Consider the following 15,886-nt stretch of genomic DNA (forward strand, 5'->3'; position numbering starts at 1 on the left):
AAAGTGCCCCCATCGCCACCAGTGATACATCCATGATTGTTCACATCGAAGAGTAGCCACCCGCAGGATATTTCACACTGCGGTGCGACGAGCGCGGTTGCTGGCGGTGGGAGGAGCGCTGGGCTTAGGGACTAATTTCCCCGGCAATATCTGTCTCGATCCAGCGTCCTAGTTCCTTGCCGTGTAATCCCTGGGAGAGCAAGAAGACGAGCTTGGCGTAGAGAGCTTCGAGGGTCATGTCATGGGCGCTGATAGCTCCCCCCGTAATTAAGGCATGACTCGATTGGTACCGGCCCAACAGGACGTCCGCTTGTATGCATTGGGAGACGACAACGACCGGGGTCCCAGCGGGTGGCGTTGGCTGAATCAATGAGGTGTTCAGAGGTTCGGGTGTGAAACGTTCCGGCGAGTTCTGTGCCCGATAACAGCTGACCTAGCTATCGTGCCAGGTCGGCTCCGGGTGCCAGTCCGTTCCGGGTGGGAACCATGCCGAGGGTTCCCCCAGTTAAAGGATGTGGGTACGCATGGTTTAAACCTCTGAGGACTCCTTGACGGTATTTTAGACAGGGCATTATCCCGCACTGCATACCAGCTTATGACTCGCTACTAGTGCGAACAGCGGAACTGTCCAGCAGCCTGATGCCGACGGGAAATTCGACAAAACGTCAGTGATGAGGAAAGCCACCGAGATGTAATTCGGATAAGGCGCTCCCGGCATGTGGTAGGCGGGTCGTGCTTCTCCTCCTCTTCTGGCCTGGCTGCAAGCTGGGGTACCTCATTGTCAAGTCCCCGAGTAGGGATGAGTCTTACCGCACAGGGTTCTCGCCGCGCCAGCTAGCAAAAGAGGGATCGTAGACGTGAAATCACGTGTCTGAATCAACGACGTGGGGAGACCATCATGAAGATGAAAAACTTTGCTAGATGATACTAGCTCTGGCTTTCTTCGGCGGTCTCCTCGCCTCGTGTTCTACACGAAAAGATCCGCATCAAGTGTCACCTAATGGGCAAATACCAGGTGCCTTGGTAACGGCCTCGCAATCAATGCATGCGTTCAACCTTGTCGGCCGAGAAGTTGTAACACCAAGCGTCACGGTTTGTCTGAACGCCAGCAGACCGGGAAATAAAATGTGTCGTGCCTTCGCCGACCATGGCAGGGAACGTCATGAAGGTCTCGTCACGCTGGTTGAGCCAATCCCCGTCCTTGTTCGGGGTGATGAGCCGCCATGCGGTTGTTGCCAAGTTCGCTACGTCCAGATCGGCAAGTTTCTCCTCCCGGGTCTGGTAGTCGGGCACACCGTAATAGTGGATACGCGCTGACCCGCTGTAGGCGGGGTTCTTGACAGCGATGACAACGGCGACACCGGTCCTGGCCCCAGAACCGAAAACCTTGCCACCTTCCTGGCGTGACACCTCCCCGGCAGTGCGCTGATTTCCGCGAAGGTTGTAGACATAGATGTCGCTGAAGTCCTCGACCAAGGTTTTTCTGAGACCGTCAGCACTGTTGGAGTCGACCCATCCGTTGTTGGACACAAAGGCGAGGACACCCTGCTCCCCGAGTCGGTCAGTGGCCCAGCGGAAGGCGCGGATGTAGGAGTCATAGAGACTGTTCTTGTTGACCGCTGTGGAGTGGGCGGCGTAGGTGTCAGCGATCCTGGCATCCAGGGTTGGGTATTTGAGGTTGGCGTTGTTGTCGTTGGCGCTGGTCTGGCCCGCGCTATAGGGCGGGTTGCCGACAATAACCCTGATGGGGCTACCAAGCTGAGCCTCGATCCTGGAGTTATTGGCCGGGATGAGACTGGTATCGGCTTTGTCGCCGTCTTCGCTGATTTGGAAGGTATCGGTCAAGGTGGCACCGCCAAAGGGCTGGTAGGCAATCTCAGCCGCTTCGACACCCTGCTGCTCGGCTCGCGAGGTGAGCCAAGCGGGCTTTTGGTTTGATACTAGGCGAAATCACACTCACGGCTGTGCGCATCGTGCTCACCTGCCGCCCTGATGTCGGCTCCTCTTGTTTCCAAGAGTAAAGGATAATGACGTTAGTGAACCCGATGACACTGCCGGAGCTAAGACTCGCGCACAGGTACGAGAGTCGCCAAAAGATACGTGACTACCTATATAGAGACCGCCGAATCATTCAGAATCTGAGATGCCTTGTTACGAATTCGTTGAGGTACAACATCGCGATTAAGTGCTTGTACAAAATACTTTCTGAAGGCACTTAACGCTAGCTCTTCTGTTGAATGGTCAATAGCACCATCAACAAGCTTCGAATAATCCCAGTACTCGTATGAGATCGGAACCTCATGAATAATTTCATTTTCGGGAAGGCCTCCCGTCGATCCATGAGAGACAAATATAACCCTGACGCTCCATTTAGCTGGATCGTCGAGATTTGCCCAAGACTCCTCGAGGCGTTGTTGAACAATTCGTGCCAATGACTGCTGATGGCCCCGAACGTATGCAGGTGACACTATGCCACCATGCGCTTCTAGAGCAATAGCCGCCCTTTTATCAATATTTGCGAATTCAACATCACCAAGTTTGTGGCGACTGAAATTAGACGCATTTACACTATCTCCCAAACCTCGGGGAATCCATCCTTCATGTTGAAACGCCAAGACACTTAGCGCATCAACAATTCTCTGCTCTATGACTCCCTGGGTGTTTGACTCGTCATGTTGGATGAATCCACACAAACGGATAATTTGTGCAAAGCTAAGAGTCTCATTTATGAGCGTCAAATCTCTGTCTGTTAGTTCAATAATTCGCGTCAGCCAAGCACGTATTATTGCAGCCACGCTACGCCGGGCATGGAATGGAAGACTTTCAACCATATGTAAGATTCGCACCAATGCATGCGCACTAACGCCGGATCTATTTCGTGCCCACTGGTCGTCGAGTTGAGATACAGCCTTAGCATTATTCAGAACTGCATTTCCGGTAGCAACGTGATATTGCGCGAACACTGCCTCTCCCAATGCACCGCGAGGGCTAAACTCATATAAAAACGAGGCCGGATGGTCGTATCTATCGAGCGGGAGCATGCACCAGTGGAGCATTTGAAGGTAAGGCCATCCACTGGCATTCTCCGAAGTAAGAATTGTACCTTCACCTTGTTTAATCAGCAAGCGCAAATCAGATGAAATACTATCTCCGTCTAACCATGGGCTAGCAAGCTCACCAGCAATTTCACACGATTCGTCTGCTGATGTATCTGTAAAATGCTGATTGGAATAGATCTCGTCTTTTGGATGTATAACATTCTCAAAATCGCCAACCGACAAACTAGGCAAGAGTTCAAAGTGTGCAGCTATAACTTGTATCGCCTTATAGGGGACATAAAGACTTGATTCTAGTGAAAACAACAAGCGGGATATCTGTGAAGCAGAAAGGTGTTCTCTGGCAAGTAGATCATGGATGAAAGTTGCTCGCGAAAGTAGACGCAGGGTTTCTTTCGGATTTAATCCACGCCAGTCATGTTTACCGCCCTTTTGGAGGTGATTTACAACATCGCAGTAGCCTTTTCCATCAAGGCCAATCGCACTAGCGGACGTGTCCTCAAGAAGGGTGGTTATTGCGAACTCTAGTGCCCGGTTAATCTTTCCTGAGTGGAAATAATCCTCAATGTCATCAGAGAGCAATATCAAGTACGAGTCAATCGAATCGTATGACGAAGATTGATTGACTTGATTACTGAGCCTGCCAACACCTTCTTTCTGTTCCTGTTCGGAAATAGGAAGCTGGAGTTCGCCTATCAGTTCATTCAGAGTCATGGTGAGTTTCCGATTTCCAAAAACTACTTGGCCGCGCTCCGTTATGGACCCATAAGCGTGCCACTAAGCTAGATGCCGCCTCGCAATCAAGTCCTAAGCCTTGTAGCCAAAACATTGCTTGACCTATGGTTAGCTGCCTTGAGCCGGCCTCAACACGTGACACGAGTGATTGATCTACACCAAGTTCTGCCGCTAGACCGGTTTGACTAAGACCGGCGTTTTCGCGCAACTTACGTATCTCGCGCGAAAACGCAAGATCGAGTTTCCTTCCTGGTTGCATGCTGGTCATATGTAGATTCTACATAGCGATTCGGTCGAAAACCTATGGTAGCATGGCGCTATGGCAAATCAGCATAGCTCTCCACCGACCTTTGTTTCTCTGTACTCAGGAGCCGGTGGATTAGACATAGGTTTTGCACAGGCTGGATTTAGGCCAGTTTTCGGCAATGACATAGCACCTGACGCTGTCAGAACCCACAACAACATTCAATTCGTGCAAGACCCACGATGGCGAACTGCGGCAAGACTGTTCCAAGGAACGAGAGCAATAGCTGGTGATGTGCGTGAAGTGGGGGAAAGTCTCGCTGAAGGTATGGCTGATCTTGTTATTGGAGGACCGCCATGCCAAGGTTTTTCTGTCGCTGGAAAAATGGATCCAGAAGATCCTCGCTCTAGGCATGTATTCGATTTCCTTGGTCTCGTTGCTCGGATCAAGCCGAAAGCTTTTGTCATGGAAAACGTGGCGGCGCTTGCACGAAATAAGCGTTGGAAAGACGTTATTGCGTCGTTAAAAGACATTGCTTCGGTCGAATATAAAGTTCAGCTTATTGTCCTCAATGCTGCCGAGTGGGGAGTACCACAGGCTAGAGAGAGGATGTTTCTTATTGGGATTCCAGCTGACTGCCCTGATTTAGATTTTGGTGATGCGCCAAATCGAGACAATCCGAAGACGGTGCGAGAGGCTCTTTCGGAATTGCCACCTGCAGGTGACCGAGGAAATAACTCTATGTGTACTGCAAAAATTACTCTTGCAAAGCATCCTGTACTACGTCGTTCGCCGTTTGCTGGCATGCTATTTAATGGCCAAGGACGTGTGATTAATTTGGATGCAACGTCTCCGACATTGCCAGCATCAATGGGTGGAAATAGAACACCAATTATTGATATCGACTCTTTACAGGAAGCCACATCAACGCCCTGGATTGTGAAATACCACAAGAGGCTCTTCGAGGATCATGACTCTCCACTTAAGACAATTCCGAAGAATGCACATATGAGACGGATAACTGTGGAGGAAGCAGCAGCGATTCAGACTTTTCCGAAAGACCTGAAATGGGAGGGCTCACAATCAAGCCAATATCGACAAATTGGGAACGCTGTACCCCCACTGCTCGCTTTTCATGTGGCAGAGCATCTCAGGAAAGCGCTTAGATATTAATTAGGCACTATTGCACCGGTTCTAAATCGCTTAAAACAGCGATCCTTGCTCGTCCGTCTCATCGGTGACTTGTTCTCGGATGTCGTGCAGCCGGCCCAGCTGGTCAGCGTCATCACCATTCCCGTAGGACACCATGAGGTCTTCGAAATGCGCCCCACGCTGCGCTGTCGAAGGCTCTTGCTGGAACTGCTCAATGACATGATGGATGGTAGTTCGAGTCGCCACCAGATCCTCCCCAATTCTCCATGTGCCCAGATTGCGCACTACGCTGCGCCGCAAACTCAAAGCGCAAAAGCCTCACATCGCAACAGCGACACAATCATATGACGACGCGGCGCCATATGAGGTAACATGTGGGTACCCGGTAAATCATCCTCGACAAAACCTCGCGTCCAACTCGCGAAGCGCAACATCACAGACGCCAAGCGAGCGTACACACGAGGACTCGACCGCCCCCGTCGTATCTTAGCGATGGGGTGCCTATGAACGGATCGTTGCCGCCCCCATCGCCCTGACCGCCGCACAGCCAAAACCCTTCGCCAGGGCACGTGGTATGGAGATCAATATGGGAAACACCTGAAACATCGATACAATGGCAATACTCTGTCATCTTGGATCGTAATTACTGCTGATGGCGTAACCATATTCGATCATCTTGAGTCCTTCATAGAAAATGCGTAACAAAACGGGTTCTTCACAGATGGAGCAGTGTGACAGTTTTCATCATGGGGGTCTCGACTCCTACCCCCAACACCGCCACCCTCGACGGCCCAACTGGGAAGAGCGACTTTCATCTCAAGGCGCTGGGAAGAAATCGACGGTCCGTGTTCTCTTTTTCGAACACGGACCGTCGCAAAGTCACTGTCGAATTGTGTGGAAACTCAGCTATGCCGAAAACCGATAAGAAGCCCCTGAGCGGGGGTCGAAAGCGTCAGGCCAGATCCAGTCCCGGGTACAGCGGGAAGTTGCCGAGCAGTTCGTCAGCGGCGTCGTGGACCTTCTGAGCCACCCCGTCAGCGATGTGATACTTAGCCTTGCCCGGTTTGCCGGTAGATGCCGTCACCGGGGTGGTGGCCTTCAGCGCAGTGACAATGAGCTCGGCAACCCGATCGAACTCGTCAGCTCCGAATCCACGAGACGTCAGGGCCGGGGTGCCAATACGCACGCCCGAGGTGTACCAAGCGCCATTCGGGTCGGCCGGGATCGAGTTGCGGTTAGTGACGATGCCTGAATCCAACAGAGCTGCTTCGGCTTGACGACCGGTCAGTCCGAAACTCGTGGTGACGTCGAGGAGGTTGATGTGGTTGTCAGTGCCGTCAGTGACGAGCTTGACACCGCGCTTCATAAGTCCTTCAGCCAGAGCCTTAGAGTTGCTGGCGACACGCTGGGCGTAGTCGCGGAAGGCCTGAGTACGGGCCTCGGCCAGGGCGACTGCCTTGGCAGCCATGACGTGGGACAGCGGGCCGCCGAGAACCATCGGGCAGCCGCGGTCAACATCGTCGGCATACTCCTTGGTGGTTAGCACCATGCCCCCACGGGGACCCCGCAAAGACTTGTGGGTTGTCGTCGTCACGACCTGGGCGTGGGGAACAGGGTCCTCGTCACCGGTGAACACCTTGCCGGCCACCAGGCCAGCGAAGTGGGCCATGTCAACCATGAGGACGGCACCGACCTCATCGGCAATCTCGCGCATCTTCGCGAAGTTCACACGGCGCGGGTAGGCGGAGTATCCGGCGACGATAACGAGGGGTTTGAACTCGCGGGCCAGCTCGGCGACCTTGTCGTAGTCGAGCAGCCCCGTCTGTGGGTCAGTGCCGTAGGAGCGCTGGTCGAACATCTTGCCGGAGATATTGGGGCGGAAACCATGGGTCAGGTGGCCACCGGTGTCCAAACTCATGCCAATGGCGCGCTGGTCATTGAAGCGGTGGCGCAGGGTGTCCCAATCGGCCTGGCTGAGATCGTTGACAGTGCGAGCGCCGAACTCTTCGAGAGCCGGGGTCTCGACGTGATGGGCGAGGATCGTCCAGTAGGCGGTGAGATTGGCGTCGATACCGGAATGCGGCTGTACGTAAGCGTGCTCGGCACCAAAGAGCGCGCAAGCATGTTCAGCAGCAATTGTTTCTACGGTGTCGACGTTCTGGCAACCGGCATAAAAACGATGACCAGCAGTGCCCTCAGCATACTTGTCGGAAAACCAGGTTCCCATGGTTGCCAAGACTGGCAGGGAGGCGTAGTTCTCGGAGGCGATGAGCTTAAGGGAATGGCGCTGGTCGGTCAGCTCGGCTCGGGTGGCTTGCGCAATCCGGGGCTCCACCTGTGCGATCGCGTCAAGCATTGTTCGATAGGCCGGGGTCAGCTTCTCGGCGATGTCGCGGGCTGTGGGATCGACGGCACTGGGCTCACTCACGAATGGCTCCTGTCATAACGGGACGATGAGCATGAATCTACCCGCCCCTGGAGCTGCCCGTGCTCAGGGACCAAAAAGACGGCGAGCCACTCGTCGTTCGGCGTGGTGGGAAACCCCGGCTACGATCAGCGCTTTACTCGGGCAGAACGTCCGGCAGCGAGGTTTTCCACCTCGGTACGGGTCACCATCGAGGTGTCGCCGGGGGTCGTCATGGCCAAAGCGCCGTGGGCAGCTCCCCACTCGACTGCCTTTTACAGGACTCCCGCGCTCACCGCCTCATCTGTCGGGCATGGATGTCCGGTCCGACAGCCCCGCACGACCGCGCTGCAAAGGGACTCGACTCGAGTACAAAGGACGTGTTCGGCTCAGCTCTCCGATCCGCTGCCGCGCACCCTCGACACCTGGTACAGCGCGATAGACGCTGCCACTGAGGCGTTGAGGGATTCAACGTCGCTGCTGATCGGGATCGAAGCCAGCGCGTCACAGGACTGGCGAGTAAGACGGGCCAAACCCTCGCCCTCCGAGCCGACGACGAGAACGAGCGGACCGTCCAATCCAGGAGCGGCAGCGATGTCGGAGGCCGCATCGCCTGCCAACCCGACGATCATCCAGCCGGCCTTGGCGAATTTGCCAAGGGCCTGGTTGAGGTTTGAAGCCATCGCCACTGGGATACGTGCGGCAGCTCCAGCCGAGGTCTTCCACGCCGCCGCCGTCATCGAGGCCGAGCGGCGTGATGGGATGAGCACGCCCTGGGCGCCGAAAGCGGCAGCCGAACGAATAATGGCTCCCAAGTTGCGCGGATCGGTGACCTTGTCCAGAGCCACGACGAGACCACCCCGGTAGGTCTGGGAGCCAGCGTTAATGAGATCGTCGACGCTGGCATATTCGTACTCGGGAAGGCGCAGGGCCACGCCTTGATGGTTGGACCCTCCGGTCATGCGGTCGAGTTCGCCACGGGTGGCCTGCATCAACGCGATGCCATGGTCAGCGGCGAAAGAGAGGATCTCTCGCAGTCGGGAGTCATGCTCGGCACCCTCTGCGACATAGGCGGTGCGCACCGGAAGACCGGCATGCAACGCCTCCAACACCGGGTTACGGCCAATCACCCACTCTGGGCCGGCCCCTCTGAGCCGCTTGTCGGACGGTCTGTTGTTCCCGCCCCGGGCCAGTCTTTCCTGCTTAGCCTTGTAAGCCTTGTGGTAGGTGCGGTCTTCCGCCTTGGGAGTAGGGCCGCGCCCCTTCAAACCCTTGGGACGTCGGCCACCGGACCCGGCAGCTGAACTCTTACCCTTGTGGCGTGTGCCAGGGCGCTGGGAATTCCCGGCCATGTCAGTCTCCTCGTCAGCTCAGCGACCAGTGGGCGCCGTCGGGGGTGTCCTCAATCGTCAGTCCGAGGTTGGTCAAGGTGTCGCGGATTGCGTCAGCAGTGGCCCAGTCCTTGCGGGATCTAGCTTCGGCGCGCTGGTCAAGCATGGCTTGCACCAGGCCGTCGACAACGGGCTTGAGGCGAGCGTCGCTTCCCGCAGTGTCAGCCCACTCCGGTGCCTGCGGGTCCAAGCCGAACACCGCGAGCATGGCGCGTACCTTGGCCAAGTGATCGCGAGTCGCCTCGATGTCGCGGGCCGAGACGGACTTGTTGCCCTCGGTGATCTCACTGAAGAGAGCCGCAATCGCCTGGGGGGTACCCAGGTCATCGTCCATCGCCGTGACGAAGGCTTGCGGTAGGTCCTGTGACGTGACCTCCTCGCCAACGAGTTTGCCGGCACGATCGAGAAAAGAATCTATCCGCTCGATGGCCTTGGTGGCCTCGCCGAGGGATCCCTTAGTGCCTTCGTCGGAGGGGCTGAATTCGATCATGGAACGGTAATGCGGGGCGAGCAGGAAGTACCTGACGGCTCGCGGGCTGTACGTCTTGGTGACCTCGGTCACCTGGGCGGTGTTGCCCAGGGATTTGCTCATCTTCTCCCCAGACATCGTTACCCAGGCGTTGTGCATCCAGTACCGGGCGAACGGTCGTCCGGCAGCTGCAGACTGAGCCAGTTCGTTCTCATGATGGGGGAAGCGCAGGTCAATGCCACCGCCGTGAATGTCGAAGGCATCGCCCAAGTATTTTCCGGACATAGCCGAGCACTCCAAATGCCAACCCGGACGACCACGCCCCCACGGGGACGGCCACGACGCCGTCTCTGGCTCATCCTCCTTGTGTCCCTTCCACAATGCGAAGTCGCGCGGGTCACGCTTACCACGCGGGTCCGAGTCCTCTGCCGGGGCCATCTCGTCGACGCGCATCCCGGACAGTTCTCCGTACCGAGGCCAGGACCGGACATCGAAATAGACATCTCCGGAACCGTCAGGAGCGGGGTAAGCGTGGCCTTTCTCGATGAGAGTCTTGACCAGCTCGATCATCTCTGGGATGTGGCCGGTGGCTCGCGGCTCATAGGTCGGTGGACGGCACCCCAGCGCCTTGTAGGCCGCGTGCAGCTCATTTTCGTAGTGGTAGGCATGGGCCCACCACGGGGTTCCGGCAGCGGCCGACTTCGCGAGGATCTTGTCGTCGATATCAGTGACGTTGGCGACGACTGTCACCTGGTAGCCGGAACACTCCAGCCAGCGCCGCAAGACATCGAAGACGACCTCTTTGCGGATGTGGCCAAGGTGCGGGCTGGACTGTACCGTCATGCCACAGTGGTAGATCGATACCTGGCCCTCGCGCAGTGGCTCGAAAGTCTCGATGCCGTGGGTAGCGGTGTTGTAGAGCTTGAACGTCACGCCTCAATGGTACCGATTCGCCCTGACACATCGCCTACCATGGCCGCATGGCCGAGATTCGTAAACACAAGCCGTCGTCCAGCCCCATCGCTCGGGCCTTGGAGGCCGCGATGGGTGAATCCATCAAGCCGGTCGTCCCCGGATCGCGTCCTGACGAAGACACCCAACAGCCTGACGCGAAGCCTGAGACCGGTTCGTCGGCAGCGGCAGCTCCTGCTCAGTGGGGGTCGTTTACGGTGACGATACCGCCGAAATCCTCGCAGTGAAACGGACCCTGAGGCGCGCGGGTTAGCCCTTCATGCGGGCGCGTAATGCGTCGATGTCGAAGCGAGAAGCTGCGTCCACGTCGATATTCTCGGCGTTGGCCTCCCATGGGTCGTAGGGGGCGTCCTCTTCTTCATCTTCCACGTATCCCAAAGATGGGTCATAGACATTGACCAGCTCGTGGCCGCTTCGTGGCTGCGATCCATCGACGGAGACCACGGACTCGGTGCTCATGGCCTCGTCGGGGAGCTTGGCGAGGATGTCACGGACATATCCCTGAGCCGCCTCGACGTGCGGAACCTCGTGTTGTCGGCGCTGGGATTCGTACCAGCGATAGTCGAGTACCTCGTGGTAAAACTGCGCGAGTTCACGTTTGCGGGACAGCTCTGGGGGAATCTGTTGGACGACCGGCTCAAAACACTCGGTGAGCCAGCGGTGGGCCGCCACCGCCTCGTCAACCCCTTGCAGCCCGTTGCGCGCCCGAAAGGTGTCCAGATCGTTAAGGAGACGGCGTGCCTGGAACTCCTCGGTGTCCAGACCGGTAAGACGCAGCAGACGGCGCTGGTGATGTCCGGCGTCGACGACTTTGGGCTGAATGCGCAGTCGTTGGCCGTCCGGGGAGGTCTGAATGTCCAACTCGGCGACGTCGAAGCCAAGGGCATTGAGACGACGCACTCGTGACTCCACCTGGGAGTAATCACCACCGGCGAATTCCTCTGCTGCGGTGAGTTCATTCCATAGATCGTGGTATCGGTCCTCGATGGTTGTCACCAGGCCCAGCGGATCGAGGGCGGGGTCGAGCATGTCGCCCTCTTCCAAGTCGAGGAACTCGCCATAGAGGTTCGTACGTGCGATCTGCAGATCATGTTCCCGCTGTCCAGCCGTGAGTTGGTCGTGAAGCTCGCCGGTCTCGGCGTCAACCAGATAGGCCGCGAAAGCCTCAGCGTCGCGTCGGAACAACACGTTCGACAGCGAGATGTCACCCCACAAGAATCCCACCAGGTGCAGCCGCACCAGCAGAACGACGAGGGCGTCAAGCAGCCGGATGACGGTTTCTTGCCGCACACCGGAATGGAAGAGGGACCGGTACGGCAGCGAGAACCGCAAATGCCGGGTCAGGATGATCGGTTCAAGTGGCTCGCCGTCAGCGGAGTATCGGTCGGTGATGACGCTAATGGGTTCGACGGAAGGGGTATCTAGGCGCATGAGGTCATGCAGCAGGCGATACTCGTGAATTGCCAGGTGCTCGACAACTTCTTTGGCGGCATAAACGTCGTCACCAACGGTGATGAATCGCACCACGTGACGGGAGATACCTCGCGGAAGTGCGACCAAGAGTTCATGCGGCCACTGCTCCAGCGGTGTGCTCCACGGCAACGGAAGCAGGCGGGAATCAGGCTTCGCGCTGAGGAATCGGGTCACGGGAGACAGTCTGCCACGCCATGACCTGCTGATGGTTTTGGTGACGTGCCGGTCATGAAGAACGTCAGAACTCAGACAGCGGCGGCCCGGTCGAGAGCTTCGGTCAGGCAGGCGGCGAGGTCCTCAACTGGGTCAATTCCCGGACTCATCCGGATCATGGCGTCATTGACTCCGGCGGCGTCCCGGGCCTCCTGGCTCATTGCGGCGTGAGTCATCGTCGCCGGGTGGCAGACCAGGGACTCCACACCTCCCAGGGATTCAGCGAGAATGAACCCTTCCAGTCCGGTCATGAAAGCCTTGACAGCCGGCAGCCCACCCGCCAGTTCAAAGCTGAGCAAGGACCCGAAATCCTTCTGCTGGCGAGCAGCTAAATCATGGCCAGGATGGTCAGGCAAACCCGGCCAATGCACCGCTGTGACGGCCTTGTGGCTGGAAAGGATCTCAACCATTCGGGCCGCGTTGAGGCAGTGGGCCTGCATTCTCACCTTGAGGGTACGTAATCCCCGCAGCGTGAGCCAGGCATCTAGTGGCGAGGCCGTTACCCCCATCATGTTGGCATGGAAGGCCATCAGATCGACGTCTTCTTCGGCAGCGGCGACGACCGAGCCGCCAATGACATCAGAGTGGCCGTTGAGGAACTTGGTGTCCGAGGCAATGACGAGATCCGCCCCGAGACTCAGCGGCTGCTGCAGAATCGGCGAGCAGAAGGTGTTGTCGACGGCCACAACGGTGCGGTCGCCGGTCGACGAGTGAGCCAACTCAGCAGCGGCAGCGATGTCGGTAATGCGCAACAACGGGTTGGAAGGGGTTTCAACCAGGAGCAAGTCGGTGGGGGATCCCAGAGCGGTGCGTAGGGCGTCAAGGTCGGTCTCATTAACCCAATCGACCGTCAGACGCCCGGCAGCAGCCCAGGTATCGAGAATGCGCCAGGTGCCGCCGTAACAATCGTGCGGGGCGATGACATGGCCGCCGATGGGTACGAATGCCTGCAGTACCAGCATGATGGCCGACATCCCCGACGAGGTGACTACTGCCCCCGTGCCACCCTCAAGTGTCGTGAGAGCGTCGGCCAGCAGGGCGCGGGTGGGATTACCTCCGCGACCGTAGTCGAAGGTCGGGCGCTCCCCGAAGGTGTCATAGAAGTAGTTCGAGGAGAGGAAGGCTGGTGGGGTGACGCTGGAGTGGGCGTGGTCTGAACATAGTCCGGTCGTCAGTCCCTGCATGGTGGTGGACGTCGACATAATCCCTCCTGTCATCGGGTGGCTTCGAGGTTAGCTGAGGACGATCAGAAAAAACGTCCGCGACCATTTTTCGGATTTGGCGTGACGATCTGGCTCGTCAAACATCTAAACCTGTGAAAGTCGTCACAGATCGAATGGAGATGACCCGACATGGCTGATAACAAGACCGCTTCCGCCAAGACTGACCAGACTAAGAACGACCCCAAGACCGAGAATCTGCCGGAGACCACCGGGGAGACTCTTCCCCCGTCGCCGCTGCACACCGATCATGGCTCGACCCTTATTGCTGAGCAGGTCGTCCAGAAGATCGCCGGTATCGCGTGTCGTGAAGTTCCTGGCATTCACGCCATGGGCTCCACCGGACGCCGGATGTTGAGTTCCATCACGGACCGCATTCCGGGCTCCACCACCAACGTCTCGAACGGCGTCCAGGTTGAGAAGGGTGAGCGTCAGTGCGCCATCGACCTGTCCGTCGTTATCGAGTACGGCTACTCGGTCGTTGAGGTCGCCAACAAGCTGCGCGAGACCATCATTGACGCGGTTGAGTACGGCACCGGCCTTGAGGTTGTTGAGGTCAACGTCCAGGTCACCGATGTGTACCTTCAGGGTGACGACGAGGGCGACGAGGACCAGCCGGCCCAGACAATCTCCCAGCGTAAGAACACCGAGCTTTCCTGAGAGGGCACAGTATGAATGCATCGCGTATCGGAGCACTCATCGGCCTGTTGTTGGGCGTCATCGCAGTCTGTGTAGGCGTGTGGCAGGCCATCGTCGTGCTGGTGTTGGGTCTGCTCGGCTTGATCGTGGGGCGGATCATTGACGGTCAGCTCGACGTACACGACATCTTCGGCAAGCCAAGCCAGCGGAACCGTTGATGTCTGCCGGCACCACACGCGTACGCTCGGTGCCGTCGCTGGCGGTCCATAACCGTGAGAAGGCCAGCCGTGGAACCTTGACGGTGACTACGGCGGTGGTCGAGAAGGTGGCTGCCCGGGTGGCGGCCCAGAGCGAGGGTTTTGGGGCCCCCACCTCGTCGTTGTTCGGATCGGGGTCGCGCGCCGACTTCGACCGAGGCCCAAAGGTAAGCGCGGTTCTTACCGGACATGCTGCTGATCTGGAGGTGGAGGTTGCCGTCGGCTACCCAGCCCCCGTCCAAGATCAGTGCGACGATCTGCGGGCGCGTTTGACCGCGCAGGTTCCGAAATTGTCCGGAGTCGAGATCGGCACTATCGACATTTTGGTGAGCCGAGTTGTCAAGGTATCGACCACGAAGGAGGTGAGCTGAGATGAGTCATCGATATATGTCTCCTCCGCTCGTTCGCCGTCCTTCCCGAACGATCCCGGTGACAATCCTCGGTGTTCTGCTCGTGGCGGGTGGAGTGGTGGCCATCATCGCCGCTATTCACCGTCTCCAGCACGGGGCCTTGCCACAGTGGTTGGCCTGGGCTCGCGGCTACCTGACCACCGGCTCGTGGCTCAGCGACATCGCACTGACGATTGCCATCGTCGTCGGCGTCATCGCACTGTTGTTGGTGATGTGCGCATTCAAGCCCGGGCGCACCTCTGGTGTGTTCCTCAAACCAGCTGAAGGTGCTCCCGACGATCGCGAGATTGTCATGGACAACTCTGACCTGACGGGCTGGTTGTCCCGCTGGCTCGATGACGAAGATGGGGTTTCGTCCTCATCGGTGAGGCGTCGTGGTAACACCCTCAAGATCGAGGTCAAGACTGACGTCAATGATCCTGAGGTGCTGCGTGAGCAACTCACCACGAGGATAGGCGACCGCGTTGACTCGCTGGGCCTGGAACATTCACCGAACGTGAAAGTGAGGTTGCGATGAGGGGGCGCGCAAACAGAACACGACTTGCCATCGTTGGGGTCCTCGGCCTGTTGTTGGTTGCATGGTTCATGCTGGTGCGTTTCGACGTTGTCTCATCGTGGGGATGGTGGCAGCCTGACCCCAACTCACCCATCATCGACGTGCCGAAGCCATGGCGAACGAATTACGCCTCTTGGGCCCTGCTCATCGTGGGAGTTCTAGCTGTGGTGATTGGGTTGATCTGGCTGCTTCGGCAGTTCTCGTCAAGCAATCGCGCTCGCGTTTACGGCATTAGCCACGAAACGGACCACGGATCGACGGTGCTGTCCACCGACGCCCTGGGGCGAGCCGTCGAGGAACAGATTGAGGAATTCCCCGGAGTCGGCAGTGCCAATGTCAGGTTCTTCGGGGCCCGTGTTGCTCCTGAGATGATGGTTCAGATCGATCTTGATGACCGTGCTGACGTGCGAAAGCTGGTCACCTGGTTGGATTCCGAGGTAGCTCGCGACGTCGAGACCACCCTGGGCGCCACGTTGGTGCGTTTCGGGACGAAGCTGCGGACCGGAGCGCATGTCACTGGGACGGGTGTGAGCCGCGTTGGCGTGACCGAAGTGTCTAACATCGACGAATCCGGTGACAGTTTGCCTGCCACTCCAATGCCCAAGCCGACCTTCCTGGACGAAAAGTCCGAACGGGCCAAGCCGCGGACTCGCGAAGGGCAGGTGCTTTCCTGAGCCTCGTGGCGGTCGAGGACG

Annotated in this window: 16 protein-coding genes and 3 pseudogenes; 7 read left to right on the plus strand and 12 right to left on the minus strand. The window is 57.7% G+C overall.

Translation table 11 applies throughout. From position 1 onward, the window contains the following. Positions 1-124: 124 nt before the first annotated feature. The 5 genes and pseudogenes from Q4B98_RS07345 to Q4B98_RS10585 form a co-directional block, all read right to left on the minus strand. Positions 125-349: pseudogene (locus tag Q4B98_RS07345) on the minus strand (asparaginase); the annotation flags it as partial. Positions 350-573: 224 nt separating this feature from the next. Further along, positions 574-751: pseudogene (locus tag Q4B98_RS07350) on the minus strand (L-asparagine permease); the annotation flags it as partial. Positions 752-1,038: 287 nt separating this feature from the next. After that, complete coding sequence (locus Q4B98_RS07355) at positions 1,039-1,845, minus strand: hypothetical protein (protein ID WP_303196474.1); 807 nt, start codon at positions 1,843-1,845, stop codon at positions 1,039-1,041. Positions 1,846-2,108: 263 nt separating this feature from the next. Next, entirely contained in the window at positions 2,109-3,770 is a 1,662-nt protein-coding gene (locus Q4B98_RS07360) for a hypothetical protein (RefSeq protein WP_303196475.1), read from the minus strand. Then, positions 3,757-4,059, minus strand: a complete 303-nt coding sequence (locus Q4B98_RS10585; protein WP_368492326.1) for a multiprotein-bridging factor 1 family protein — start codon at positions 4,057-4,059, stop codon at positions 3,757-3,759. Before Q4B98_RS10585 ends, Q4B98_RS07360 begins: the two co-directional genes overlap by 14 nt. A 51-nt stretch (positions 4,060-4,110) precedes the next feature. Between Q4B98_RS10585 and Q4B98_RS07365 the strand changes: the two genes are divergently transcribed. Continuing rightward, positions 4,111-5,208, plus strand: a complete 1,098-nt coding sequence (locus tag Q4B98_RS07365) for a DNA cytosine methyltransferase (protein WP_303196476.1) — start codon at positions 4,111-4,113, stop codon at positions 5,206-5,208. Between the two features lie 30 nt (positions 5,209-5,238). Here Q4B98_RS07365 and Q4B98_RS07370 read toward each other — a convergent pair whose 3' ends face one another. The 5 genes and pseudogenes from Q4B98_RS07370 to cysS all read right to left on the minus strand — a co-directional run bounded on the left by Q4B98_RS07370 (position 5,239) and on the right by cysS (position 10,384). Continuing rightward, positions 5,239-5,433 (minus strand): hypothetical protein, encoded by a 195-nt coding sequence (locus Q4B98_RS07370; RefSeq protein ID WP_303196477.1) that lies wholly within the window; start codon positions 5,431-5,433, stop codon positions 5,239-5,241. A gap of 706 nt (positions 5,434-6,139) precedes the next feature. Beyond that, positions 6,140-7,615 carry a glycine hydroxymethyltransferase gene (locus tag Q4B98_RS07375; RefSeq protein ID WP_303196478.1) on the minus strand — a complete coding sequence of 492 codons (1,476 nt, stop codon included), beginning with the start codon at positions 7,613-7,615 and terminating at the stop codon, positions 6,140-6,142. Between the two features lie 125 nt (positions 7,616-7,740). Then, positions 7,741-7,878: pseudogene (locus Q4B98_RS07380) on the minus strand (sugar kinase); the annotation flags it as partial. Between the two features lie 102 nt (positions 7,879-7,980). After that, complete coding sequence (rlmB, locus tag Q4B98_RS07385) at positions 7,981-8,943, minus strand: 23S rRNA (guanosine(2251)-2'-O)-methyltransferase RlmB (protein WP_303196479.1); 963 nt, start codon at positions 8,941-8,943, stop codon at positions 7,981-7,983. Between the two features lie 13 nt (positions 8,944-8,956). Beyond that, positions 8,957-10,384: a cysteine--tRNA ligase gene (cysS, locus tag Q4B98_RS07390; protein ID WP_303196480.1), complete on the minus strand. Its 1,428-nt coding sequence runs from the start codon at positions 10,382-10,384 to the stop codon at positions 8,957-8,959. 47 nt (positions 10,385-10,431) lie between these two features. On the opposite strand from cysS, the gene Q4B98_RS07395 reads away from it, so the two are divergent. Beyond that, positions 10,432-10,650, plus strand: coding sequence for a hypothetical protein (locus tag Q4B98_RS07395; RefSeq protein WP_303196481.1), 219 nt, complete (start codon positions 10,432-10,434; stop codon positions 10,648-10,650). A gap of 22 nt (positions 10,651-10,672) precedes the next feature. Here Q4B98_RS07395 and Q4B98_RS07400 read toward each other — a convergent pair whose 3' ends face one another. Together Q4B98_RS07400 and Q4B98_RS07405 are read right to left on the minus strand one after the other, a co-directional pair. After that, positions 10,673-12,070, minus strand: a complete 1,398-nt coding sequence (locus Q4B98_RS07400; RefSeq protein ID WP_303196482.1) for a DUF4032 domain-containing protein — start codon at positions 12,068-12,070, stop codon at positions 10,673-10,675. 71 nt (positions 12,071-12,141) lie between these two features. Continuing rightward, a complete protein-coding gene (locus Q4B98_RS07405; protein ID WP_303196483.1) occupies positions 12,142-13,311 on the minus strand; it encodes a PLP-dependent aspartate aminotransferase family protein in 1,170 nt (389 codons plus the stop codon). Between the two features lie 150 nt (positions 13,312-13,461). Between Q4B98_RS07405 and Q4B98_RS07410 the strand changes: the two genes are divergently transcribed. Genes Q4B98_RS07410 through amaP form a run of 5 tightly spaced genes read left to right on the plus strand, consistent with a single transcriptional unit; the run spans position 13,462 to position 15,865 of the window. Continuing rightward, entirely contained in the window at positions 13,462-13,989 is a 528-nt protein-coding gene (locus Q4B98_RS07410; protein ID WP_303196484.1) for an Asp23/Gls24 family envelope stress response protein, read from the plus strand. 11 nt (positions 13,990-14,000) lie between these two features. Then, positions 14,001-14,186, plus strand: coding sequence for a DUF2273 domain-containing protein (locus Q4B98_RS07415; RefSeq protein WP_303196485.1), 186 nt, complete (start codon positions 14,001-14,003; stop codon positions 14,184-14,186). Beyond that, entirely contained in the window at positions 14,186-14,596 is a 411-nt protein-coding gene (locus Q4B98_RS07420) for an Asp23/Gls24 family envelope stress response protein (RefSeq protein WP_303196486.1), read from the plus strand. Before Q4B98_RS07415 ends, Q4B98_RS07420 begins: the two co-directional genes overlap by 1 nt. Before the next feature lies 1 nt (position 14,597). Further along, positions 14,598-15,152, plus strand: a complete 555-nt coding sequence (locus Q4B98_RS07425) for a DUF6286 domain-containing protein (protein WP_303196487.1) — start codon at positions 14,598-14,600, stop codon at positions 15,150-15,152. Continuing rightward, positions 15,149-15,865 (plus strand): alkaline shock response membrane anchor protein AmaP, encoded by a 717-nt coding sequence (gene amaP / locus Q4B98_RS07430; RefSeq protein ID WP_303196488.1) that lies wholly within the window; start codon positions 15,149-15,151, stop codon positions 15,863-15,865. The genes Q4B98_RS07425 and amaP overlap by 4 nt, the downstream gene beginning before the upstream one ends. Positions 15,866-15,886: the final 21 nt, after the last annotated feature.

Origin of the sequence: Cutibacterium sp. (genome assembly GCF_030525615.1) — a bacterium.
In the GTDB taxonomy this organism is placed as follows: domain Bacteria; phylum Actinomycetota; class Actinomycetes; order Propionibacteriales; family Propionibacteriaceae; genus Cutibacterium.